This window comes from Paractinoplanes rhizophilus (assembly GCF_042664765.1).
In the GTDB taxonomy this organism is placed as follows: domain Bacteria; phylum Actinomycetota; class Actinomycetes; order Mycobacteriales; family Micromonosporaceae; genus Actinoplanes; species Actinoplanes rhizophilus.
Genome location: NZ_JBHTBJ010000037.1, coordinates 40,570 through 61,788 on the forward strand (window position 1 = coordinate 40,570; position 21,219 = coordinate 61,788).

A 21,219-nucleotide genomic window follows, 5' to 3' on the forward strand; every position below is an offset into this window, starting at 1 on the left:
GAGGTGGCCGCCGCGACGAGCGGAACTCCGTCAGATCCCGGCCATCGCCAGGTTGCGGGTGGTGATCGAGTTGCGCCAGCGGGCGGCGTCGTGGTCGATGACGGCGGCGGCGTGGTCACTGCGCAGGTGGATGATGGTGCACACGGTCAGCGCGCTGATCAGGCCGACGACCGCGGAGGCCCAGACGGCGGGCTGGGCGGTGCCGAGGCCGTAGGCGAACCAGGACGCGCCGGCGCCGGCGCCCATCCGCCAGCGGAGCGGGGACAGGCCGGAGAGGTCCTGGTGGCGGTCGCGCAGCAGGGACAGCGGCTGGGGGATCGCCGAGAGGATCGAGAAGGCGGCGAGCGCCAGCCCGAGCACCGGGGCGACCTGATGCCCCCGTACCCCCGGAAGAACCGCGGCAAGACCGCTCAGCAGGGCCATCGTCAGGACGCCGGCGAAAGCGCCGGCGCTCATCCGCAGCGCCCGGCCGGAACGCAGCGCCGGCTGCGTGACCAGCAGAGCCACCAGGATGGCCAGGCCGGCCGCACCGGTCACCACGTTGGTCACGATCTGGATGTGCTCGCCGCTGAGCAGGCCGTAGGTGATCCAGCCGAGGGGCAGCGCCACGCCGAGCGCGCTCGCGGTGGATGACAGGCCGCCGGTGCGGCGCTGTACGCAGGACTTGTAAACCTGGGGCCAGGACAGGGACATGGAGAGCGCGGCGCCGAGGCAGCCGATGGCGTGGGTAAGCATGATCCGTTTCTCGGTCGAGGGCAGAGCCGAATGTCCCTTCGCCCGGCGCACGCGTGTCCTTACCGAGATCCGCCCGCTACCACCGACCTGCAACCTTTCGCACCGAGCAAGCAACCGGGCCGGGCCGGTGACGCCGTCGCCCGGCGGTTTGGCACAGTGGACGGATGCTGACCGACGTGGATCTGCCCGCGCCCGGGCTGCTGTGGACGCGCTGGGCGGCGCTCGCCGCGTCGCTGACCGGCATCGGCTACCCCGATGTCTGGTATGTCGACGAGCGCGGCGGCCACCACGACGATCACGGTGGCAGCTGGGCGCGGCTGGCGCTGCTCGACGGCGCCCGGGCCGTGCTGTTCGGTTATGACCGCGACCACAGCGCCACCGCGTCCGCCGATCCGCCGATCGACCTGCTCACCGGCGCGCCGGACTGGCTGCCCTGGGACGAGCTGGCCGGGCCGGCCGAGGCCGACCGGCTGGGCTTCGTGGTCTGGCACGACCAGGGCCGCTGGTCACGTTGCCGCTACTCGGACGGCGTCGCGGACGGCCTGGTCGATGTCGTCGGCGCGGTGCTGAGCGGCGAGAACACGCTGCGCGAGCTCGACGACGTGGTCGAGGAGTGGGGGCAGCACCCGCTGCCCACCCCGGCCGAGCGGGACGAGGTGCGGGAGGCGGCCGAACGGCTGCTCACCGCGGCGGTGCGGGGCGAGGTCACCGCCGCCGCGTTCGAGCGGCTGCTGGGCCGGCTCACCGAGCCGCGGCTCGACCCGGGGGCGGCGATGGCCGCGGCCGGCCGGGGCGGCATCACCGCCGGCACCCGCCCGCCGCGCATCGCCCCCGGCGAGCGGCCGCCGATGCGCCGGGTGCGCAGGCTGAGCCGCGGCGAGCACGACCGCCTGGTGTGGGGCGCGATGCACGAGGCCGACGAGCTGCGCCGGCCCGCTCCCCCGGCCACCGGCGAGCTGGACGCGCTGGCCGGCTGGATGCGCTGGCGCTCGCCGTCCGGGGACGGCCGGTGCACGGTGCTGGCGTACGCCGACGCGACCAGCATGAGCGTGCAGCCGGGCGAGCATCCGCCGGCCCGCCGCGGCGACGAGCCGCCCTATCAGGCCCTGCAGGAGCTCACCGAGCTGGTGCGCCGGCTGCGGCACGCCGAAGCCGACCCGCGGTACGGCCGCTGGCTGTTCCTGCGGGTCGAGACCACGGGCTCGGGCGTGCGGATCGAGCGGCGGTACGACTCGTGGCCCGGGTGGTGGGCCGACGACGGCGTCTCCGGGCCGTGGCGCACCAACCTGGAGGAGGAGATGGACGCCCGGGCCCGGGCGTGGCGGCCGGGCTGGGTGCGCCTGCTCGACCCGGCGATCGCCTACCGGCCGGGTTAGCGCCCCATTCCGGCGCCGGTCAGCGCGAGGGTCAGCCTCATGCCTCGTCCTCCGCGACGTCCAGGCCGTCCCGGTCGGCCCACTCCAGCAGCGTGGCGAGCGAGAACGCCTCGTCGTCGATGGTCTTGTGCAGGTCGCCCAGCTCGGCGAAGCGCGCCGGAACCGTCTTGATCGTGAAGTCGCGCGGGTCGACGTCGGGGATCTCCGACCACTCGATCGGGGTGGAGACGGTCGCGGTGGGGACGCCGCGCACCGAGTACGCGCTGGCGATCGTGTGGTCGCGGGCGTTCTGGTTGTAGTCGACGAACAGCTTCTCCGGGTCGCGGTCCTTGCGCCACCAGGTGGTGGTCACGTCGTCGGGCGCGCGCCGCTCCACCTCGCGGGCGAACGCCAGCGCCGCCCGGCGCACCTCGCCGAACGGCCACTCCGGCCGGATCCGCACGTAGATGTGCAGGCCGTGACCGCCGGACGTCTTCGGATAGCCGGTGATGCCGAGCTCGTCGAGGACCTCGTGGGCCACCCCCGCGACCCGCTTGACCCGGTCGAACGGGCAGTCCGGCATCGGGTCGAGGTCGATGCGCCACTCGTCGGGCTTCTCGGTGTCGGCCCGCCGCGAGTTCCACGGGTGGAACTCGACGGTCGACATCTGCACCGCCCAGATCACGTCGGCCAGCTTGGTGACGCACAGCTCGTCGGCGTGTCGGTTGTACCGCGGGAACTTCACCCGGACCGTCTCGAGCCAGGGCGGCGCGCCGTGCGGCACCCTCTTCTGGTGCACCTTTTCCCCGGCCAGGCCGTCGGGGAAGCGGTGCAGCATGCACGGGCGCTCGCGCAGCGCGCGGACGATGCCGTCGCCGACTGAGAGGTAGTAGTTGACCAGGTCGAGCTTGGTCAGGCCGAGGTCGGGGAAGTAGATCCGCCCCGGGTTCGAGACGCGGACCGCGTAGTCACCGACCTCGACCTCCGTCGCCGGAGAAGCCGCCATGGGCCCAACCTAACCGCTTTTGCTACAGCCAGGCATCGTTGAGATCGACAAGCAGGGTGTCCCGGGAGTCCAGCAGATCGAGAAGCGGCCCGGTGCGCGGCAGCTCGTGGGTGATGAAGTAGCGCGCGGCGACCCGCTTGCCGTCGTAGAAGTCGCCCGGTTTGTCCGCCACGGCGGCCAGCTGGGAGAGCCACAGCCACGCGACCACCAGGTGGCCGGCCGCGTCCAGATACAGCGTGGCGTTGGCCAGCGCGACCGTCGGGTCGCCGCCGGCCCAGAGCTTGGCGGTGGTGCGGGCCAGCCGGTCGGCCGTCGCCAGCACCGGCTCGCCGAGCTCCGGCGGCGCGGCCAGGGCGGTTTCCCGGATCCGGGCGAGCAGCAGTGTCAGGCCGGCGCCGTCGCGCATCACCACCTTGCGGCCGAGCAGGTCGAGCGCCTGGATCCCGTCGGTGCCCTCGTGGATCGAGTTGAGCCGGTTGTCGCGGTAGAACTGCTCGACCGGGTACTCCCTGGTGTAGCCGTAGCCGCCGTGGATCTGGATCGCATGGTCGTCGGCGAGCCGGCACCACTGCGACGGCCAGGCTTTCACGATCGGCGTCAGCACGTCGAGCAGCAGGTCGTTCTCCGGCGAGGGCTGGTCCAACAGCTTCGCGGCGAAAAGCACCAGAGCGAGACCCCCTTCGACGTACGACTTGGAGGCGAGCAACATGCGGCGCACGTCCGGGTGGTCGACGATCGGGACCGGCGGGGCGGCCGGGTCCTTGGCCGCGACCGGGCGGCCCTGCAGCCGCTCCCGGGCGTAGGCGAGGGCGTGCAGGTACCCGGTGTAGCCGAGCGCCACCGCGCCGGCGCCCACCCCGATCCGCGCCTCGTTCATCATGTGGAACATGTAGGCCAGGCCCTTGCCCTCCTCGCCCACCAGGTAACCAGTGGCGCCGTCGAAGGAGAGGACCGCGTTGGTGGTGCCGCGGTAGCCCATCTTGTGGTTGAGGCCGGCCAGCGCGACCCCGTTGCGCTCGCCGACGGCGCCGTCCGGGCCGACCAGGTGCTTGGGCACGATGAACAGCGACAGGCCCTTCACCCCGGGCGGCGCGCCGGCCACCCGGGCCAGCACCAGGTGCACGATCGTCTCGCTCAGCTCGTGGTCGCCGCCCGAGATCCACATCTTGCTGCCGGTGACCCTGTAAACCCGGTTTTGCATCGGTTTTCCGCCGCGGGCCGGCTCAGTGCCGTCTCCTACTGGTACGGCCCGGGTGAGCACGTCGCTCAGCGAGGAGCCGGCCTGCGGCTCGGACAGGCACATCGTCCCGGTGAACCGGCCCTCGAGCATCGGCCGCACGTACGTGTCGATCTGCTCCTGGTTGCCGTGCGTGATCAACAGGTGCGCGTTGGCCATCGTCAGCATCGGATACGACGAGGTGCCGATGTTGGCCGCCTGGAACCACAGGAAGCACGCGCGGGCCACCACGACCGGCAGCTGGGAGCCGCCGTGCCGCTCGTCCATGGTGGCGGCGGTCAGGCCGGCCGCGTGGAACGCCTTGAGCGCCGCGGCCACCTCGGGGATGACCCGCACCCGCTCGCCGTCGAAGGTGGGCTCCTCGAGGTCGTTGCGCCGGTTGTGCGGGGCGAAGTCGCGCTCGGCGATCTGCGCGCACAGATCGAGGAACGCGTCGAATGTCTCGCGCGAGTGCTCGGCGAACCGCTCCCGCGCGGTCAGCGCCTCGACGTCGAGCCACTCGTAGAGGAGGAAGTCGAGGTCACGCCGGGACAGGATCCGGGACACGCGGTCACCGCCGTTCGCGAGTCGGGGCCAGGGACCTCCAGTGTGCCGGAGGGCGGCCGCTATGGCTCCGCGCGGTGCCGCCCGGGCCGGCCGGCGGTGGCGAGCGCCAGCCGGGTGCGGGACTTCTTGTTCGTGTACATGGCGTGGTCGGCGGCGCGCAGCGCCTCGTCGGGGTCGCCGGCGAGCGGGGCGAGATGCACGCCGACGCTGGCGCCGATGCGCACCTCGGCGCCGTCGATCAGGAACGGGGCCTCGACGGCCTGGCGGATGCGGGCGCACATGGCCTCGGTGTCGGCCGGGTCGTGCACGCCGGGCATGAGGACCACGAACTCGTCGCCGCCGACCCGGGAGAGCACGTCGTTCTCGCGTACGCATGAACTGAGCCGCTGCGACACCTGGCGCAACAGCTCGTCGCCGGCCTCGTGGCCGTGCGCGTCGTTGACCGGCTTGAAGCCGTCGAGATCGACGAAGAGCACCGCGACGGCGTCGGCGCGCAGCGACGCGCCCAGCGCGTCCTGCATCCGCCGCCGGTTCGGCAGCCCGGTCAGCGCGTCGTGCGCCGCCTCGTGCGCCAGCCGCTCCTGGAACTCGCGGGTGTCCGAGATGTCCCGCGCGTTGATCACGACGCCGTTGAGCGCCGGGTTGTGCATCTGGTTGGACGCGGTGAACTCGAACCACCGGAACTCGCCGCTGGCCGGCCGGACCCGGCACTGCAGGCGCATCACCGCGTCCCGCTCGCTCAGCAGCTGCGAGAAGTGGTGCAGCATGTACGGGCGGTCGTCCGGGTGCACGATGTCGAAGACGCTGGTGCCGACCAGCCGGCCGCTGCCGAAGCCCAGCACCACCCCGGCGCTCGGGCTCGAGTAGGCGATCTTCCCGTTCGCGTCGAGCACCGACACCAGGTCGGGGGCGTGCTGGAACAGCGCCTGGAACCGCTCGTCGTTGCGGCGGCGCTGCATCATCGAGCGGTAGCCGAGGATCGACACCGCGGTCACCCCGATCAGGATGATCGCGAGCAGCGTCAGGTTCAGCGTCTGGCTCTTGCTGTGCACCGCGCCGTCGAACGACGACTTCGACTGCGTCCGCACGTACGCCCAGCCGCCGGGCATCTGCCCGACCACCACCGCGACCATCTCGGTGCCGCCGGCGGTGTACTCGACGAAGGTGCCGCTGCGGGGTGCCCGCGCGATCTCCGCGCGGATCGCCGGGTCGACCTTCTTGCCGATGCTCGCTGCCTGTTCGGTCACGCCGATCGTGCCGCTGGAGTCGACGACGATGGTCGTGTGGACGCCGTCCTTGAGGCCCTGGATGTATTTCTGCAGGGCGGTGGACGCGACCGAGTTCAGGCCGATCAGCACTCCGGCCGGGCGCCCGCCGGCCAGGACCGGCACGGCGACCGCCTGCAGCGGGACGCCGCCCACCTGCATCACCGAGGAGAAGCCGGGCTGGCCGGCGGCGAGCCCGTCCCGCATGGCCTTCCAGCCCGGATCGGTGGCCGCGGGGATCCCGTCGGCGCGGCTGGCGGTCAGCACGTTGCCGCCGAGGTCGGTGATCAGCGCGCCGTACCCGAAGGTCTCGCTCTTGGCGACCAGCATGGCCAGCGCCTGCCGGTCGGTCGCGCTGTTGCGGCCCAGGCGCAGCGCGTGGTCGGTGAGGAAGTTCGCCAGCTCGGCCGCGCCGAGCAGTTGGAGTTGCCGGGTGAGAGTGCCGTTGTTGACGGCGAGGGCCTGGGAGTCGGCGCGGTGCACCGTGTCGGCCGCGCGCAGCGCCGACCGGTTCACCAGAATGCCGATGGTGCCGGCCGCGGCCAGCAGCAACACGCTGACCACCACGGCAATCCAGTTGCGTAGCCGCATCTCTCACCCCTTCCTCGAGTTGTCATCGGCAGCAAAACGCCGCTCCCTAGGGGTTTCCCCGGGAAGATCCCTGGCCGGTTGGGGAAATGCCCGATCTTGACGGGTTTATGGCAGTGCGGGGGTGGCCCGTGTGACAGAAGATGGTGGTGCGACGGCGGAACATAGTTGCGGCGGCGCAAGGATCGGACGATCCTTCGATCTGTCTCGGCGAGAGGCTGTGGGGGAGCGCCTATGCGTAGGCTGGTGGTGACGGCTCCGCCGGAGACGACGGCGCCGCGACGCGGCAGCTGGCTACCCACGCAGCGGCGCGGCCCGATCGCCAAGAGCACGCTTCCGCGGCGGCGGGTGGTCCGGTGCGGGCTCAGCGTGACCGGCTTCGGCCTCTCGGCCGTCTTCTACTGCCTCTCCTTCACCCCGTCGCTGCTCCCCCGCTCCTGGTTCCTGCAGGGCGTGGTCGCCGGGCTCACCGCGGTCCTGGGGTACGCGGCCGGCACCGCGATCGGCGCCCTCGTGCGGCTGCGATGCTGGCCGAGCCGCCGGGTCGAGCTGATCGCCTGGCGGCTGCTGTTCGCGCTGGTCCCGGTACTCATCCTGATCTTCCTCTGGCTCGGCACCCGATGGCAGCGCGACCTGCGCATACGTCTCGGCATGGAGCCGCAGCAGGAGTACGACGCGATGCGCACCGTCGGCGTCAGCCTGCTCACCTTCGGCCTGCTCCTGCTCACCGCCCGGCTGTTGCGGCTGGCGGCGCACGGCATCGCCCGGCTCCTCGAGCGCCTGGTGCCCGAGTCGGCGGCCTACTGCGCCGGCTTCGTGGTGGTCACCGTGCTCAGCTACGGCGCGTTCGACGGCCTGCTGGTCGACAGCCTCTACACCACCGCCGACCGCTCGGCCGCGATCACCGACAGCGGCACCGGCAGCGGGGTGGTGCGGCCGGACAGCGTGCTGCGCTCGGGCGGGCCGGGCTCGCTGGTCAGCTGGGACTCGCTGGGCCGGCAGGGCCGCAACTTCGTGACCAAGGCGCCGACCCCGCGGCAGATCACCGACTTCACCGGCCGGCCGGCGGCCGAGCCGATCCGGCTCTACGCCGGGCTGGCCTCGGCCGGCGACGTGCGGCAGCGGGCCGGCCTGCTGGTGCGCGAGATGGAGCGCACCGGCGCGTTCGACCGGGCGGTGGTCGCGGTCTTCACCCCGACCGGCACCGGCTGGGTCGACAACGACGTGACCAGCTCACTGGAATACATGTACGGCGGCGACACCGCGCTGGTGTCGATGCAGTATTCGTACCTGCCCAGCGCGCTCTGCTTCCTCTTCGGCCGCACCCAGGTGGTGGACGCGGCCTCCGCCCTGATCACGGCGGTGCACGACCGGTGGGCGGCGATGCCGGCCGGCGCCCGGCCCAAACTGTTGATCTTCGGGGAGAGCCTGGGGACGTACGGGACCGAGCACACCTTCGGCACCGCGGAAAAGATGGTGGCCGGCGCCGACGGCATCCTGCTCGAGGGGCCGACCTTCGCCAACCCGATCCACCAGCGGCTCACCCGCGACCGGGCCGAGGGCACCCCGGTGTGGGACCCGTCGTACCCGGCGCTGCCGATCGAGTTCGCCAGCCGCGCCGAGGAGTTGCGCTCCCGGAGCGGGCCGCCGCCCAAGGTCGTCTACATGCAGAACTCGTCCGACCCGGTGGTCTGGGTGAGCCCGAGCCTGCTGTGGCATCGGCCGCAGTGGCTGCACGGCGAGCGCGGCCCCGACGTGACCCCGGCGATGCACTGGTACCCGGTGATCACCTTCTGGCAGACCACGGTCGACCTGATCTTCGCGAACAAGGCGCCGACCGGGCACGGCCACGTATACAAGTCCGGCACGGTCGACGGCTGGGCGGCGCTGGCGCCGCCACCGGGATGGACGACCGCCGATACCGTACGCCTGCGTGACCTGCTCGATCGATAGCGGTACGTTCCGATTCATGACGTTGCAGCGAAAGTTGCTGAGCTGGCTGGCCTCGCCTTCGGCTCGGCGGGCCATCGCCCCCTTGGGGGCGGATCCGGTGGACGGCAAGTTCCGGATCCTGGCCACCGGCGACGGCGGCCGCCCGCACATGCAGCCCCGATCTTGATAAACCGCCGTTCGTTCCGCGCACGAACTCATCAAGATCGGTCGATGCCCCGGAGCGTTTCCCGCCGCCCCGCCACTCCGGCGCGGCGTCAGCCGCACAACAGTCGGCGCTCCTCCGCCTTTCTCGCTTGCGACGTAATCTGGCGTGACCTGCGCGGCGCCCGATCTCGGCGACGGTGGCGTGCGGCGGCCAGGTCCGCGATGTCACGATGCATCGCGCTCACCCCCGACGACGTCGGCGACCACGCAGGCGATGTTGTCGGGGGCGCCCGCCGCGTAGGCCAGCTCGACGAGCCGCTGCACCGCCGCCTCCGGATCGCTCGCCGCCGACAGCGCGGCTTGCAGGTCACCGCGCCCGACGACCGCGGAGATGCCATCCGAGCAGAGCAGATAGCGGTCGCCCACCAGCGCGGTGCGCAGCGCGAGATCGGCCTCCACCGGCTGCGCGCTCGCGCCCAGCGCCCGGGTGAGCAGCGCACGCTGCGGATGCGCGGCGGCCTCCTCGGCGCTGAGCCGGCCACGCTCGACCTCGTTGCGCACCCACGTGTGGTCCTGGGTCAGCGGGGAAAGCTCGCCGCCACGCAGCAGATACGCCCGCGTGTCGCCGATGTGGGCCAGCGCGAGCTGCGTGCCCCGCCGCAGGATCGCGGTCAGCGTGGTGGCCGCATCCGTCTTGCCGGCGCGCACCGATCGGTCGGCTTGCTCGACGGCCGCCGCCAGCCCGGCCAGCAACTCGGCAGCCGGCGCGTCGGTCAGCTCGATCGCCCGGAGGGCCTCGATGGCGGTGCCGGCGACGTCGCCAGCCCCTCGGGTGCCGTCGGCGACCGCCAGCAGGCGCTCGCCCGCGTAGGCAGCATCCTCGTTGGTGTCGCGCCCCCGGCCGATGTCGCAGCGGACGGCGTACTTGAATGTGGTGTCGGACATGACTGCCCCCTTCTGAGACAGGTGCTCGACGAGGAGGGCGACGTTGTGGGCGCGGCCGGCAGTTTCGGCGCTGACCCTCCGCCAGTACGCGGTGATCGCCTCGATCGCCACGGCCGGCTCCAGGTCGCAGACCGCCCGGATCTCGGCCAGGGGCATCCCGATCCCCCGCAACCGCGCGATCATCCCGGCCCGGCCCAGCTGGTCCAGGTCGTAGAACCGGTATCCGGACTCGCCGTCGACCGCGGCCGGCGGCAGCAGGCCCAGGTCGTCGTACAGCCGCAACGCCTTGGGCGTGAGCTTCGCCGCGCGGGCGAAAGCCCCGATCGTCACCAGCCCCACGGTGTCATCCTCCTCGTGCCGGCCACTCGACCGGCACACCCCACGCTGGGCTTTCCCCCTGGGTGAAGGTCAAGCCGGCCGGCCTACCCTGGGGGCGTGACGCGGATCGGGGCCTGCCAGACGCCGGAGATTCTCGGCGATGTCGACGCCGCGCTGGCCGTCGTGCGGGAGTTCGCCGCGCTGGCCGACCACGCCGGCGTCGGCGTGCTGCTGTTTCCCGAGTGCTTTCTGCAGGGTTACCTGGTCACCGAGTCGCACGTGCGGGCGCAGGCCCTGCCGCTCGACTCCCCGGTGCTGACCGAGCTGGCCGGGATCCGGCAGACCCTGGTGCTCGGGATGATCGAGCGGGAGGGCGGGCGCTACTTCAACACGGCCGCGGTGGTCGTGGCGGGACAGGTCGTCGGGCGGTATCGGAAGACGTTCCTGGTCCCGGGGGAATCCGTGTTCACGCCCGGCGACGAGTACCCGGTGTTCGACCGCGACGGCGTGCGCTTCGGGATCAACATCTGCTACGACACGCGGTTCCCGGCGGCGGCCGCCGCGGTCGCGGCCAACGGCGCGCAGGTGTTGCTCGTGCCGGCGCAGAACATGATGCCGCGGGAGAAGGCGTTCTTCTGGCAGGAGCGGCACAACGCGATCCGGGCCGAGCGGGCCCGCGAGACGGGCATGTGGCTGGCCTCGGCCGACGTGATGGGCGAGCGCGACGAGTCGCGGATCGGGCTGGGACCGACCTGCTTGCTGGATCCGGCCGGCCAGGTGGTCGCCCGGGTGCCCACGGGCGTCAGCGGCGTGGTCCATGCTGCGGTTGTCGGCCCCGCCGACCCGTACGATTAATGGCTTTTTTGGGGTGACGCCGGCAGATGGTCGTCGCTCAGCAGGAGGGAATGCAGTTCGGCGGAAACGCCGGCCACCTGATCCAGGTGCGCGTTGTGGCCGAAGGTGCGCGGCCGCGGGATCGGAATCTCGACCAGCCGGCGCACCCGGCCGGGGCGCGAGCTCAGCACGGCGACCCGGTCGGCCAGCAGGACCGCCTCCTGGATGGAGTGGGTCACGAAGACGATCGTGGTGCCCAGCTCCATGTGGATGCGCTGCAGCTCCACCGCCAGCTCCTCGCGGGTGAGGGCGTCCAGGGCGGAGAACGGCTCGTCCATGAGCATGACCTTCGGGCTCTGGATCAGCGCCCGGCACAGCGACACCCGCTGCTGCATGCCGCCGCTCAGCTCGTGCGGCAGGCGCTTGCGGAAGCCGGTGAGGCCGGTCATCTCGAGCAGGTGCTCGGCGCGCGGGCGGTACTCGGACCGGCGCCAGCCGAAGATCTCGACCGGGAGCAGGATGTTGTCCTCGACCGAGCGCCACGGCAGCAATGCCGCCTTCTGGAAGACCATCGCGACGTCCCGGCGCGGGGTGCGAACCACCTCGCCGGCCACGCTCACCGTGCCGGCGGTCGGCTTGAGCAGGCCGGCGATCATGCGCAGCAGCGTCGACTTGCCGCAGCCCGACCGGCCGATGACGGTGAGGAACTCGCCGTCGCCGATCTCCAGCGAGACGTCCCGGATCGCCTCGACCGAGCCGGACCGGCCCTTGAACGTCTGCGATACCCCGTCGATGGTGATCATTTGCGCCTCAGCTTCACGAGGAGATGGCCTTGGCCCACGGCACGAGCAGCCGCTCGACCCCGGCGACCAGATAGAACAGGACAACGCCGATGACGGCCAGCAGCACCAGCGCGACGAAGGCCAGCGTGGTGTCGCTGGAGGCGCTGGAGCCGACGATGACCGAGCCCAGGCCGTGGTCGGGGCTGACCACCTCGCCGATGACGGCGCCGATGATGGCCAGCGGGGTCGCCACCTTCAGGCCCACGAAGATCTGCGGAAGGGCCCACTTCAGCCGCACCTTGACGAAGGTCTGCCACCACGAGGCCTTCAGCGACCGGGCCAGCTCGCGCAGGTCGGTGGGGGTGGAGGTGAGGCCGGCCATGGTGGAGACGATCACCGGGAAGAAGCTCACCAGCACCACCATGACGATCTTGGGGGTGTTGCCGAAGCCCAGCCAGACCAGCAGCAGCGGGGCCAGCGCCACCTTGGGGATCGCGTTGACCGCGGCGAGCACCGGCATCGCCATCCGCTCGACGGTGCGCGACGCCGCCAGGGTCACCGCGATGATCAGGCTGCCGGCGACGGCGATGACGAAGCCGATCAGGACGCGCTGAACGGTGATCCACGATTCCTGGACCAGGAAGCCGGGCATCTCGAGGAATTTGTCGACGACGTCGGCCGGCGAGGGCACGTAGAACGGGTCGATGTGGAACACCTCGGTCGCCAGCCACCACACCGCGATCGTGATGACCACGCCGAGGGTCGGCAGCACTCCGTTGGTCCACACGCGCGACCCGCGGGAGCCCGCCTCGATGTCGGTCATGTTGCTCCGTCCGATTTTGCATGCGGGGCGGGATGGCACCCGCCCCGCACTCATGGATCAGCTGGCCGGGATGAAGCTGAAGTCGACGACCTTGTCCGGGGTGAGACCGGCCGGCATCAGGCCGTTGCCCTGCAGGATCGCGATGCTGCGGGCGACCCGCTCCTGGTCGAGGTGGCCGAGGGTGGCGCCGTTCGGCGGCGACACGTACGGCTTCATGGCGTTGAGCTCGCCGACGGCCGCGGGAACGGCCGCGGTCGGCTCCGCCTTGTGCATGATCTCGGCTGCCTCCTCCGGGTGATCGACCGCGTACTGCAGGCCCTTCATGGCGGCCTCGGCGAACTTCCTCACCATCTCCTTGTCGCTGCTGATCACGTCGTCGCGGGCGATGATCGCGTTGCCGAACAGGTCCGACAGGTACTGGCTGTACGGCAGCACGACGACCTGCTTCTTGGAGGCCGTCTCGAGGGCCTTCTTGGACAGCAGGAACGTGCTCAGGCCGTCCACCTTGCGCTGCGCCATCAGGGCGTTCAGCGCGGTCGGCTGGGCGCCCTGGATCTTCACCGTCTTCGGGTCCAGGCCGGCCAGCTTGGCGTACGCCGGGAACAGCAGCTCGCTCACCGAGCCGGCGGCCGTGCCGACGGTCTTGCCGCTGAGGTCGGTCGGCTTGGTGATGCCGGTGTCGGCGGTCGTCATGATCGAGACCAGCGTCTGCTGGTGGATCGCGGCGATCGCGCGCCAGTTGGTGAACGCGCCCTTGCCGGCCTGGATCTCGGCGCCGGTGAAGTCGAGCGCCGCGAACTCGGCCTGCTTGCCCTTGATCAGGCCGAGGTTCGGGGCGTTGCCGGCGCCCTTCTGGATCGTGACGTCGAGACCGGCGTCCTTGAAGAAGCCCTTCTCCTTCGCCACCCATGCGAAGGAGTCACGGCCCACGGCGCCGAAGGCGGTCACGTAGGTGACCTTCTTCAGCTCGCCCGACGAACCCGCGTTGCTGTTCGACGTGCTGCCTTTGTCGTCGTCCGAACTCGAGCATGCGCTCGCGCTCACGAGCACTGCGGCCAGCAGCGTCGCCGCCAGCACACGAGATCGTCTGATCATCCAAGCCTCCTGAGAATCCGCCCGTCCAGTCGGCGGCGTTGACTATTCGTCTGACCTGCATGGACGTTGCGTCGATAGACACCCGTCCGTCCGGCCCCGCATCCGGTCGAGATCGTAGAGCAGGCTCGTTCCCGTGTCATGGCGCTCATTTCCTCCCAAATCGGCCACAGAATACCGACGTTTGCCGTCCGAAATGGACATCTATGCTGGTCAAGACGTGGTTGACAGAAACCCGGATGTACACAAGATTGTGAGCAATCCGTTTCCGGCTTTCTCGATCCTCAGGAGGATCCCGCTTGACGTCGCCCGCCGCCGACGACGCCTACCTGCGACTGCGCCACCTGATCTACAGCGGCAAGCTGATGCCGAACGAGCGGCTGGTGGAGGCCGACCTGGCGCAGCGGCTCGAGGTGAGCCGGGCGATCGTGCGCACGGCGCTGGTCCGGCTGGGACAGGACGGTGTGGTCATCCTCACGCCGCACCGCGGCGCCCGGGTCCGGGTCGTCACCGACGCCGAGGCGGTCGAGATCCTCCAGGCGCGGGCCGTGCTCGAGGCGCTCGCCGCCCGGTCGGCCACCCGCCGGGCCACCGCGCGCGAGATCGGCGGCATCCGCAAGATCCTCGCGGGGATGAGCCGCAAGATCGACGAAGGCGATCTGCTCGGGTATTCCGAGGGCAACGCGGCGCTGCACGCGGCGATCATCGCGGCCGCCCGGCACGAGACCGCTGCCCGGCTGATCACCGGGCTGCGGGCGCAGCTGGTGCGCTTCCAGTTCCGGACAATTCTGGTGCCCGGGCGGGCGTCGCATTCGCTGGCCGAGCACACCGCGATCGTCGAGGCCATCGCCGGCCGCGACGAGGAGGCGGCGGAGAAGGCCATGCGCCACCATCTCGGGCACGTCGAGGCCGCGCTGTCCCACACCAACCGCCGCATCATTGGAGAGTCATGACGCATCCCGTTCCCTCCCCGGCCGCACGCTCGCTGGTAGCCGGGGCCTACGACACGCATGTCCACATCGCTCCCGATGTGATGGAACGCCGCATCGACGACCTGTCGCTGGCCCGGCTGTTCCAGCAGCACGGCCTAGCCGGATTTGTCGTGAAATCTCATTACGTGACGACCGCGGAACGGGCGGCCGTGGTGCGGGCCGCGGTGCCCGGCGTCGACGTGCTCGGGGCGATCACCCTGAACGGGTCGATGGGCGGGATGAACCCGGCCGCGGTGGAGATCGCCGGACGCCTCGGCGCCCGGATCGTCTGGATGCCCACCGTGGACTCGCGCAACCAGCGCTCGACCACCGCGACCGACCTGCCGGGCAGCAAACCGGCCATGTGGGGCGCGCTGCAGGCCGATCTGCACGCCCAGGGCATCGTGCCCGACGCGGTCGAGGTGCTGGCCGCGGACGGCGGCGTGCTCGAGCCGGTGCGCAAGGTGCTGCGGGTGATCGCGAGGCACGACATGGTGCTGGCCACCGGGCATCTGTCGGCGGCCGAGATCCTCGCCGTGGTGCGCGCGGCCCGCGCGGAAGGCGTGCGCCGCGTCGTGGTCACCCATCCGGAGTTCACGTCGCAGCGGCTCACGGTGGCGCAGCAGCGGGAGCTCGCGGCCGAGGGCGCGCTGCTGGAGCGCTGCTTCACGACGCCGTTCACCGGCAAGGTCGCGTGGGCCGACCTGTTCGACAACATTCGCGCGGTCGGCGTCGAGCACTCCATTTTGTCCAGCGACCTCGGCCAGCCGTTCAACCCCCCGGTCGAGGACGGGCTGGCCCTCTTCGCCGACCGCCTCCTCGAGGCGGGCTTCAAAGAGGACGAGGTGCGGACCATGGCCGTCGACAACTCGCGCTTCGTCGCGATTTAAAACCATTTGATCGTACGGCTGGGCGGCGCACCCAACCGCAGGTGCCGCGCACCTCGCCTTCGGCCGGCTCCCGTCTCCGAAACTTTCGGCTAGAGCACCGATATGTCGCGGCTCGTTTTCGGCACAGCCTGCGCGCAAATGGTGGAGAGGACGCTTTGAACAGGCATTATCTCCGGCGGCTCTTTCGCGTGCCTTCCGGAAGTTGTTGACAGCACGGAACGGCCCACCCAATACTGATTCATCGATGTACTTCATCGTGAGGGGCCGTGCTGGTTCCACCCCCGGTCACGCCCTTCTTTCCACCGCTCCCAGGAAGGATGCACGCGCGTGAATTCCCCGAAGCGTCGCGGGCGTACCCGTTTGAGGCTCCTGATCAGTGCCGCCAGCGCCGTCCTGCTGGCCGCCGCCTCGGTATCGCTCTCCGGAGTGGCCAATGCCGAGGCCGATCGCACGGTCACCTCCAACACCACCGGCACCCACAACGGCTACTTCTTCTCGTACTGGAAAGACAACGGCAACGTCACCATGACGCTGGGCGCCGGCGGCAGCTACAGCGTCTCGATGAACGGCATCAACAACTCCGTCGTCGGCAAGGGCTGGAAGCCCGGCTCGTCGCACACGGTGAACTACTCGGGCTCGTTCAACTGCGGCGGCAACTGCTATCTGGCCCTGTACGGCTGGACCACGAACCCGCTGATCGAGTACTACGTCGTCGAGAACTTCGGCAACTACAACCCGAGCACCGGCGCCCAGCGGCTCGGCTCGGTGACCACCGACGGCAGCACCTACGACATCTACCGCACCCAGCGGGTCAACCAGCCGTCCATCATCGGCACCGCGACGTTCTACCAGTACTGGAGCGTCCGCCAGCAGCACCGCACCGGCGGCACCATCACCACCGCCAACCACTTCAACGCCTGGCGCAACCTCGGCCTGAATCTGGGCAGCCACGACTACCAGATCATGGCGACCGAGGGCTACCAGAGCAACGTCAGCTCCAACATCACGGTCAGCGAGGGCTCGAACCCGACCCAGCCGACCACGCCGCCCACCACCCCGCCGACGACCCAGCCCACCACGCCGCCCACCACACCCCCCACCTCCAACCCGGGTGGCGGCGGCTCGTGCCGGGTGACCGACGCGGTGAACGCGTGGAACAACGGCCTGACCGACAACATCACCATCACGAACACCAGCTCGTCGCCGATCAACGGCTGGAGCTTGCGGTTCAACCTGGCCTCCGGCCAGAACATCACGTCCGGTTGGAACGCCACGTACTCCCCGTCGAGCGGGACGGTGACGGCGACCAACGTCAGTTACAACGGCTCCATCCCACCGGGCGGCACGACCACCATCGGCTTCCAGGCCACCCACAACGGAAACGGCGCCGGCCCCAGCGGCTTCAGCCTCAACGGCGCAGCCTGCAGCTGACGCAACGTGCCGGGTCGGGCCTCCGGACCGACCCGGCACCCCCGTCAGGCGCGCGCCCTCGCCTTCCCACTGACTGACCCGGCGTCCGTCCGGCGCGCGGCCTTCGGGCCTCCCCCACGCCGCATTCGTCCGCGCCCGGCCGTCGTCACCGGCCCAAGCGCGCGTCACGCCCATGCGCGGCGGCCACGATCGACAGGATGCCCGCCACGATGACGGGAAGCCCGATCGACAGAATGCCCACCACGCCCAGACCCAGCAACACCACACCCGACGCGACCAGCGCCGCCCGCCGTCGCCCACCCACCGCGCCGTACGCGGCCAACAGCGCCCCCGCGGCCAGCCCCGCGAGAAACCAGACCGCCGGCGGATCGGCCAGCATCACATAGACGACCAGCATCGCGAAAACAATGGCGGCCGACGCAGCGGCCATCAGCCGCACGAAGGTCATGCCTCATCGTGGCCTCTCCCGCCCCGCCTGGCGAGACGCCCGGGCCGGGAAGTTACATAGGTTCTATGCATTGAAGCTATGTACCGGTATCGTCGCATCATGGAAGACCCCCTCGTCGCCGACGCGGGCATGATGCGACTGCTCGCCCACCCGCTGCGCATGCGCATCGTCGGATCGCTCCGCGTCGACGGCCCCGCGACCTCGGCGATCCTGGCCCGGCGGCTCGAGACCGACACCGGTCAGACCAGCCACCACCTCCGCCTGCTCGCCCGGCACGGCCTGGTCGAAGAGGCACCCGAGCACGGCAAGGGCACGCACGGCCGGGAACGCTGGTGGAAGGCCGTGCACGACTCCACACTGTGGTCCGATCTGGGCGTCGGTGGCGCCGAAGCCCAGGCGGCCGTGCAACGAACGGCCCGGGCGGTCTGGGATCGGACGATCGACGCCTTCTTCGCCCAGGTCGCCGCGCAGAAGTGGAGCGAGGACTGGCAGCGGGCTGCGGCCAGCTCCGACTACGTCCTCCGCACCACCCCCGAGCGGCTGGAAAGCCTCAACGCCGAGATCGAGCGGCTGATCCGCGAAGCCGACATCGGCGATTCGACCGCGGCGGATGCCGCTTCGGACGCGGAAACCGTCATCGTGGTCTTGCACTCGTACCCGCATCGGCCGCCCGGATGACCAGCCTCTGGCGCAACCGCGAGTTCAACCTCCTCTGGACCTCGCAGTCATTGTCCGACCTCGGCGACGGCGTGGCCGCCCTGGCGCTCTCGCTGCTCGTGCTCGCCCAGACCGGCTCCCCCGTCAGCGCGGGCCTGGTCGGCACCGTCGCCCTCGCCGGCCGGCTCGTCTTCCGGGTGCCGGCCGGCGTGCTCGCCGACCGCTTCGACCGGCGTCGCGTCATGGTGGTCTGCGATCTGGTCCGGCTGACCGGCTTCACCGCGCTGACGATCGCGGTCGTCACCGACCCGGGCGGGCCTTGCACTGATCGTGTCGGTCGCGCTGGTCGACGCCGCGGCCGGCGCGTTGTTCGGTACGGCGGAGGACGCCGCCCTGCGCAGCATCGTCCCGATCACCCAGTTGCCGACGGCGGTGGCGCGCAATGAGGCCCGCTCGTACGGAGCGTCGCTGGCCGGCCCGCCGCTGGGCGGTTTCCTGTTCGGCCTGGGTCATGCCGTTCCGTTCCTCGGCAACGCCATCTCCTACGTCGTCTCGCTGGGCGCTGTCTCGCTTGTCCGGCGGCCGCTCCAGGCCGTACGCGAAGAATCGCCCCAGCCCTATGGCGCCGCCCTGGCCGAGGGCGTCCGGTTCGTCTTCACCAACCCGTTCCTGCGCGCGCTTCTCCTGGTGGCCGCCCCGTTGAACTTCGCCATCGGCGGCATCCTCTTCACCTTGATCGTCGCCCTCCAGCGGGCCGGCACCACGCCGGCCGTCATCGGCCTCACGGAGACGATCGTCGCCGCCGGCGGCCTGCTGGGAGCCGTCTTCGCCCCGGCGATCCAGAGCCGCCTGAGCATGCCCGTCCTGATCCGCTGGATCTGCTGGACCGCCGCCGTGCTCCTGGCCCTCTCCGCCCCGCTCGCCTCGACCATCGCCGCCGCCATCCCGCTCGGCGTCACCGTCTTTCTGGGCCCGGCTTGCAACGCCGCACTCTTCGGCTTCCAGGCCGCCCTCACTCCCGACCGCCTGCAGGGCCGCGTCATCAGCATCGTGATGGTCGTGGCGACCTCGATGGCCGCGGCCGCCCCGATCCTGGCCGGCGTCGTTGTCACCGCCTGGTCCGCCGCAGCCGCGATCCTGTTCTTCGCCGCCGCCGTGCTGGTCTCCGCCCTGACGGCGACCTTCAGCAACGGCATCCGCCGGGCGGGCGCGCGGCGGTCAGGCGTTGAGGTAGGCGAGGACGGCCAGGACCCGCCGGTTGTCGTCGTCGGACGGGGGCAGGTCGAGCTTGGTGAAGATGTTGTTGATGTGCTTGCTCACCGCTTTCTCGGTGACGAACAGCTTGGCGGCGATCGCGGCGTTGGAGCGTCCCGCGGCCATCTCGCCCAGGACCTCCCGCTCGCGGGTGGTCAGCACGTCGAGCGGCCGGCTGCGGGCCAGCAGGCGCGCCACGACCTCGGGATCCATCACGGTGCCGCCCTCGGCCACCTGGTGGACGGCATCGACGAACTGGGCGACGTTCGAGATGCGGTCCTTCAGCAGGTAGCCGACGCCGCCGACCCGGTCGCCGAGCAACTCCCGGGCGTACAGGGCCTCGACGTGCTGGGAGAGCACCAGCACCGGCAGGCCGGGGATCTCGGTGCGGGCGGCGATCGCGGCCTGGAGGCCCTCGTCGGTGAAGGTGGGTGGGAGGCGGACGTCGATGACCGCCACATCCGGCTTGTGGGCGATCAGCGCGGGCAGCAATGACGGGCCGTTGTCGACGGTGGCGACCACCTCGAAGTCGAAGGCCTCCAGCAGGCGGGTCAATCCGTCCCGGAGGAGAGCATGGTCTTCGGCGATGACAACGCGCACGGCAGCTCCATGGTCACGGTGGTCGGTCCGCCCGGCGGGCTGGACAGCGCCATAGTGCCATCGAATGCGGCCAGTCGGCGCTGGATGCCGCGCAGCCCGGTGCCGCGGGCGGGGTCGGCGCCGCCGTGACCGTCGTCGCCGACCTCGAGGAAGAGCCGATCGTCGCCGCGTTTGATGCAGACATACGCAAACGTCGCGCCGCTGTGGGCGGTCGCGTTGGCCAGGGCCTCGGCGATCGCGAAATACGCCGCCGACTCGACCGGCGTGTCGAGCCGCTCGGTCACGTCCGAGTCGACGCTGGTGGGCACGCGCAGGTTGAGCGCGAGCGCCCGCACCGCGCCGTCGAGCCCGCGCTCGGCCAGCACCGGCGGATGGATGCCGCGCACCAGATGGCGCAGCTCGACCAGGGCGGCGGTGCTCACCTCGCGCGCCTCGGCGAGCAACTGCCGGGCGGTCGCCGGGTCGCGCTCGACCATCTCCTCGGCGAGGCCGATCGTCATGCCGAGCGAGACGAGCCGGGCCTGGGCGCCGTCGTGCAGATCGCGCTCGATGCGGCGCAGCTCGGCGGCCTGGGCGTCGACCGTGTCGGCCCGGGTGACGGTCAGCTGGGTGACCCGCAGGCGCAGCTCGGCGTTGCGCGTGGGCGCCAGGAACAGCCGCGCGAACAGGGCGTCGACGCGGCGCAGGTAGGGCGCGACGGCCAGGCCGATGGCCAGGAACAGGGCGCCCTGGGGCAGCGAGAGGAAGCCCTCGCTGACGCTCTGGATCGGCCAGATCACGCCGTAGCCGTACTCCCCCGTGCCCAGCCAGATCCACAGTGGAATCAAGAGGATGCCCTGCACGCCGTAGAGCGGGATGAGCAGCGAGCCGAAGCCGAGCGCCAGGCCGACGACCGCGCCCGGCAGCAGCCACGCGAAGTCGCGCCAGGTGGCCGGGTCGGTGATGATCCAGCGGAAGGCGCCCCAGCCGACCGGGAGCACCTTTTCCGGCCGCGGACGATAGGGCCGGTCGATCGGCACGCCCGACCAGCGGCCCACGTGCCGGCCGACGTCGGCCCGCAGCCGGACCAGCCGGGCGACCAGCGGCACCAGCACCAGCCCGAAGCCCAGCACCGGCGTCAGGACCAACGCGAGGACGAAGAGCACGAACAGCGCGAAATTGGTGATCGACAGGGCGATCGCGAGCGCGCCGCCGGCCACCGCCCGCAGCCCGTCGCGCATCCAGTCCCTGGTCTCCATCCCCCCATCGTGACCGAAGACCCGCAAGAACGCGGTAGGGCTAGCACTACTCCCAGAAGTAGACCTGGCATTCCTGACTCCAACCCGCCCCTCCGGAAGCCTTGAGC

The 21,219-nt window shown here is 70.9% G+C and carries 20 protein-coding genes and 1 pseudogene; 10 read left to right on the plus strand and 11 right to left on the minus strand.

What is annotated here, in order from left to right; all coding sequences use genetic code 11:
* Positions 1 to 30: 30 nt before the first annotated feature.
* A complete protein-coding gene (locus ACFQS1_RS32675; RefSeq protein ID WP_378975847.1) occupies positions 31 to 735 on the minus strand; it encodes a SemiSWEET transporter in 705 nt (234 codons plus the stop codon).
* Between the two features lie 164 nt (positions 736 to 899).
* Here ACFQS1_RS32675 and ACFQS1_RS32680 point away from each other — a divergent pair, with 164 nt between their 5' ends.
* Positions 900 to 2,111 carry a hypothetical protein gene (locus ACFQS1_RS32680; RefSeq protein WP_378975849.1) on the plus strand — a complete coding sequence of 404 codons (1,212 nt, stop codon included), beginning with the start codon at positions 900 to 902 and terminating at the stop codon, positions 2,109 to 2,111.
* Positions 2,112 to 2,148: 37 nt separating this feature from the next.
* Here the strand turns inward: ACFQS1_RS32680 and ligD are convergent, their stop codons facing one another.
* Genes ligD through ACFQS1_RS32695 form a run of 3 tightly spaced genes read right to left on the minus strand, consistent with a single transcriptional unit; the run spans position 2,149 to position 6,735 of the window.
* Complete coding sequence (gene ligD / locus ACFQS1_RS32685) at positions 2,149 to 3,096, minus strand: non-homologous end-joining DNA ligase (protein ID WP_378975851.1); 948 nt, start codon at positions 3,094 to 3,096, stop codon at positions 2,149 to 2,151.
* A 22-nt stretch (positions 3,097 to 3,118) separates the two neighbouring features.
* On the minus strand, positions 3,119 to 4,879 hold the full coding sequence (locus tag ACFQS1_RS32690; RefSeq protein WP_378975853.1) for an acyl-CoA dehydrogenase: 1,761 nt from the start codon (positions 4,877 to 4,879) through the stop codon (positions 3,119 to 3,121).
* A gap of 59 nt (positions 4,880 to 4,938) precedes the next feature.
* Positions 4,939 to 6,735, minus strand: a complete 1,797-nt coding sequence (locus ACFQS1_RS32695; protein ID WP_378975855.1) for a diguanylate cyclase domain-containing protein — start codon at positions 6,733 to 6,735, stop codon at positions 4,939 to 4,941.
* 231 nt (positions 6,736 to 6,966) lie between these two features.
* Here ACFQS1_RS32695 and ACFQS1_RS32700 point away from each other — a divergent pair, with 231 nt between their 5' ends.
* Positions 6,967 to 8,685 carry an alpha/beta hydrolase gene (locus ACFQS1_RS32700; RefSeq protein ID WP_378975857.1) on the plus strand — a complete coding sequence of 573 codons (1,719 nt, stop codon included), beginning with the start codon at positions 6,967 to 6,969 and terminating at the stop codon, positions 8,683 to 8,685.
* Between the two features lie 16 nt (positions 8,686 to 8,701).
* Positions 8,702 to 8,851: a hypothetical protein gene (locus tag ACFQS1_RS32705; protein WP_378975859.1), complete on the plus strand. Its 150-nt coding sequence runs from the start codon at positions 8,702 to 8,704 to the stop codon at positions 8,849 to 8,851.
* A gap of 203 nt (positions 8,852 to 9,054) precedes the next feature.
* Here the strand turns inward: ACFQS1_RS32705 and ACFQS1_RS32710 are convergent, their stop codons facing one another.
* The gene (locus tag ACFQS1_RS32710) at positions 9,055 to 10,113 is read right to left on the minus strand and encodes a MerR family transcriptional regulator (protein WP_378975861.1); all 1,059 of its coding nucleotides are present in this window, start codon (positions 10,111 to 10,113) and stop codon (positions 9,055 to 9,057) included.
* 96 nt (positions 10,114 to 10,209) lie between these two features.
* On the opposite strand from ACFQS1_RS32710, the gene ACFQS1_RS32715 reads away from it, so the two are divergent.
* Positions 10,210 to 10,947: a carbon-nitrogen hydrolase family protein gene (locus tag ACFQS1_RS32715; protein WP_378975863.1), complete on the plus strand. Its 738-nt coding sequence runs from the start codon at positions 10,210 to 10,212 to the stop codon at positions 10,945 to 10,947.
* Here the strand turns inward: ACFQS1_RS32715 and ACFQS1_RS32720 are convergent.
* The 3 genes from ACFQS1_RS32720 to ACFQS1_RS32730 are packed head-to-tail and all read right to left on the minus strand — an operon-like array spanning position 10,944 to position 13,626.
* Entirely contained in the window at positions 10,944 to 11,729 is a 786-nt protein-coding gene (locus ACFQS1_RS32720; protein WP_378975865.1) for an ABC transporter ATP-binding protein, read from the minus strand. The genes ACFQS1_RS32715 and ACFQS1_RS32720 overlap by 4 nt on opposite strands.
* A gap of 13 nt (positions 11,730 to 11,742) precedes the next feature.
* Positions 11,743 to 12,531, minus strand: coding sequence for an ABC transporter permease (locus tag ACFQS1_RS32725; protein WP_378975867.1), 789 nt, complete (start codon positions 12,529 to 12,531; stop codon positions 11,743 to 11,745).
* A gap of 57 nt (positions 12,532 to 12,588) precedes the next feature.
* Positions 12,589 to 13,626 (minus strand): ABC transporter substrate-binding protein, encoded by a 1,038-nt coding sequence (locus tag ACFQS1_RS32730; protein WP_378975868.1) that lies wholly within the window; start codon positions 13,624 to 13,626, stop codon positions 12,589 to 12,591.
* Between the two features lie 296 nt (positions 13,627 to 13,922).
* Here ACFQS1_RS32730 and ACFQS1_RS32735 point away from each other — a divergent pair, with 296 nt between their 5' ends.
* The 3 genes from ACFQS1_RS32735 to ACFQS1_RS32745 all read left to right on the plus strand — a co-directional run bounded on the left by ACFQS1_RS32735 (position 13,923) and on the right by ACFQS1_RS32745 (position 16,915).
* On the plus strand, positions 13,923 to 14,576 hold the full coding sequence (locus ACFQS1_RS32735; RefSeq protein WP_378975869.1) for a GntR family transcriptional regulator: 654 nt from the start codon (positions 13,923 to 13,925) through the stop codon (positions 14,574 to 14,576).
* A complete protein-coding gene (locus ACFQS1_RS32740) occupies positions 14,573 to 15,484 on the plus strand; it encodes a DUF6282 family protein (RefSeq protein ID WP_378975870.1) in 912 nt (303 codons plus the stop codon). Before ACFQS1_RS32735 ends, ACFQS1_RS32740 begins: the two co-directional genes overlap by 4 nt.
* 360 nt (positions 15,485 to 15,844) lie before the next feature.
* Positions 15,845 to 16,915, plus strand: coding sequence for a glycoside hydrolase family 11 protein (locus ACFQS1_RS32745; protein ID WP_378975871.1), 1,071 nt, complete (start codon positions 15,845 to 15,847; stop codon positions 16,913 to 16,915).
* Positions 16,916 to 17,060: 145 nt separating this feature from the next.
* Here the strand turns inward: ACFQS1_RS32745 and ACFQS1_RS32750 are convergent, their stop codons facing one another.
* On the minus strand, positions 17,061 to 17,363 hold the full coding sequence (locus tag ACFQS1_RS32750) for a hypothetical protein (RefSeq protein WP_378975872.1): 303 nt from the start codon (positions 17,361 to 17,363) through the stop codon (positions 17,061 to 17,063).
* A gap of 99 nt (positions 17,364 to 17,462) precedes the next feature.
* Between ACFQS1_RS32750 and ACFQS1_RS32755 the strand changes: the two genes are divergently transcribed.
* The 3 genes and pseudogenes from ACFQS1_RS32755 to ACFQS1_RS32765 form a co-directional block, all read left to right on the plus strand.
* Complete coding sequence (locus tag ACFQS1_RS32755) at positions 17,463 to 18,041, plus strand: helix-turn-helix domain-containing protein (protein ID WP_378975873.1); 579 nt, start codon at positions 17,463 to 17,465, stop codon at positions 18,039 to 18,041.
* Positions 18,038 to 18,466, plus strand: a complete 429-nt coding sequence (locus ACFQS1_RS32760; protein ID WP_378975874.1) for an MFS transporter — start codon at positions 18,038 to 18,040, stop codon at positions 18,464 to 18,466. The genes ACFQS1_RS32755 and ACFQS1_RS32760 overlap by 4 nt, the downstream gene beginning before the upstream one ends.
* Positions 18,351 to 19,142: pseudogene (locus tag ACFQS1_RS32765) on the plus strand (MFS transporter); the annotation flags it as partial. The gene ACFQS1_RS32760 and the pseudogene ACFQS1_RS32765, both read left to right, overlap by 116 nt.
* A gap of 96 nt (positions 19,143 to 19,238) precedes the next feature.
* On the opposite strand, the gene ACFQS1_RS32770 reads toward ACFQS1_RS32765, so the two are convergent.
* Together ACFQS1_RS32770 and ACFQS1_RS32775 are read right to left on the minus strand one after the other, a co-directional pair.
* Positions 19,239 to 19,874: a response regulator transcription factor gene (locus ACFQS1_RS32770; RefSeq protein ID WP_378975887.1), complete on the minus strand. Its 636-nt coding sequence runs from the start codon at positions 19,872 to 19,874 to the stop codon at positions 19,239 to 19,241.
* The gene (locus tag ACFQS1_RS32775; RefSeq protein ID WP_378975875.1) at positions 19,826 to 21,112 is read right to left on the minus strand and encodes a sensor histidine kinase; all 1,287 of its coding nucleotides are present in this window, start codon (positions 21,110 to 21,112) and stop codon (positions 19,826 to 19,828) included. The genes ACFQS1_RS32770 and ACFQS1_RS32775 overlap by 49 nt, the downstream gene beginning before the upstream one ends.
* Positions 21,113 to 21,219: the final 107 nt, after the last annotated feature.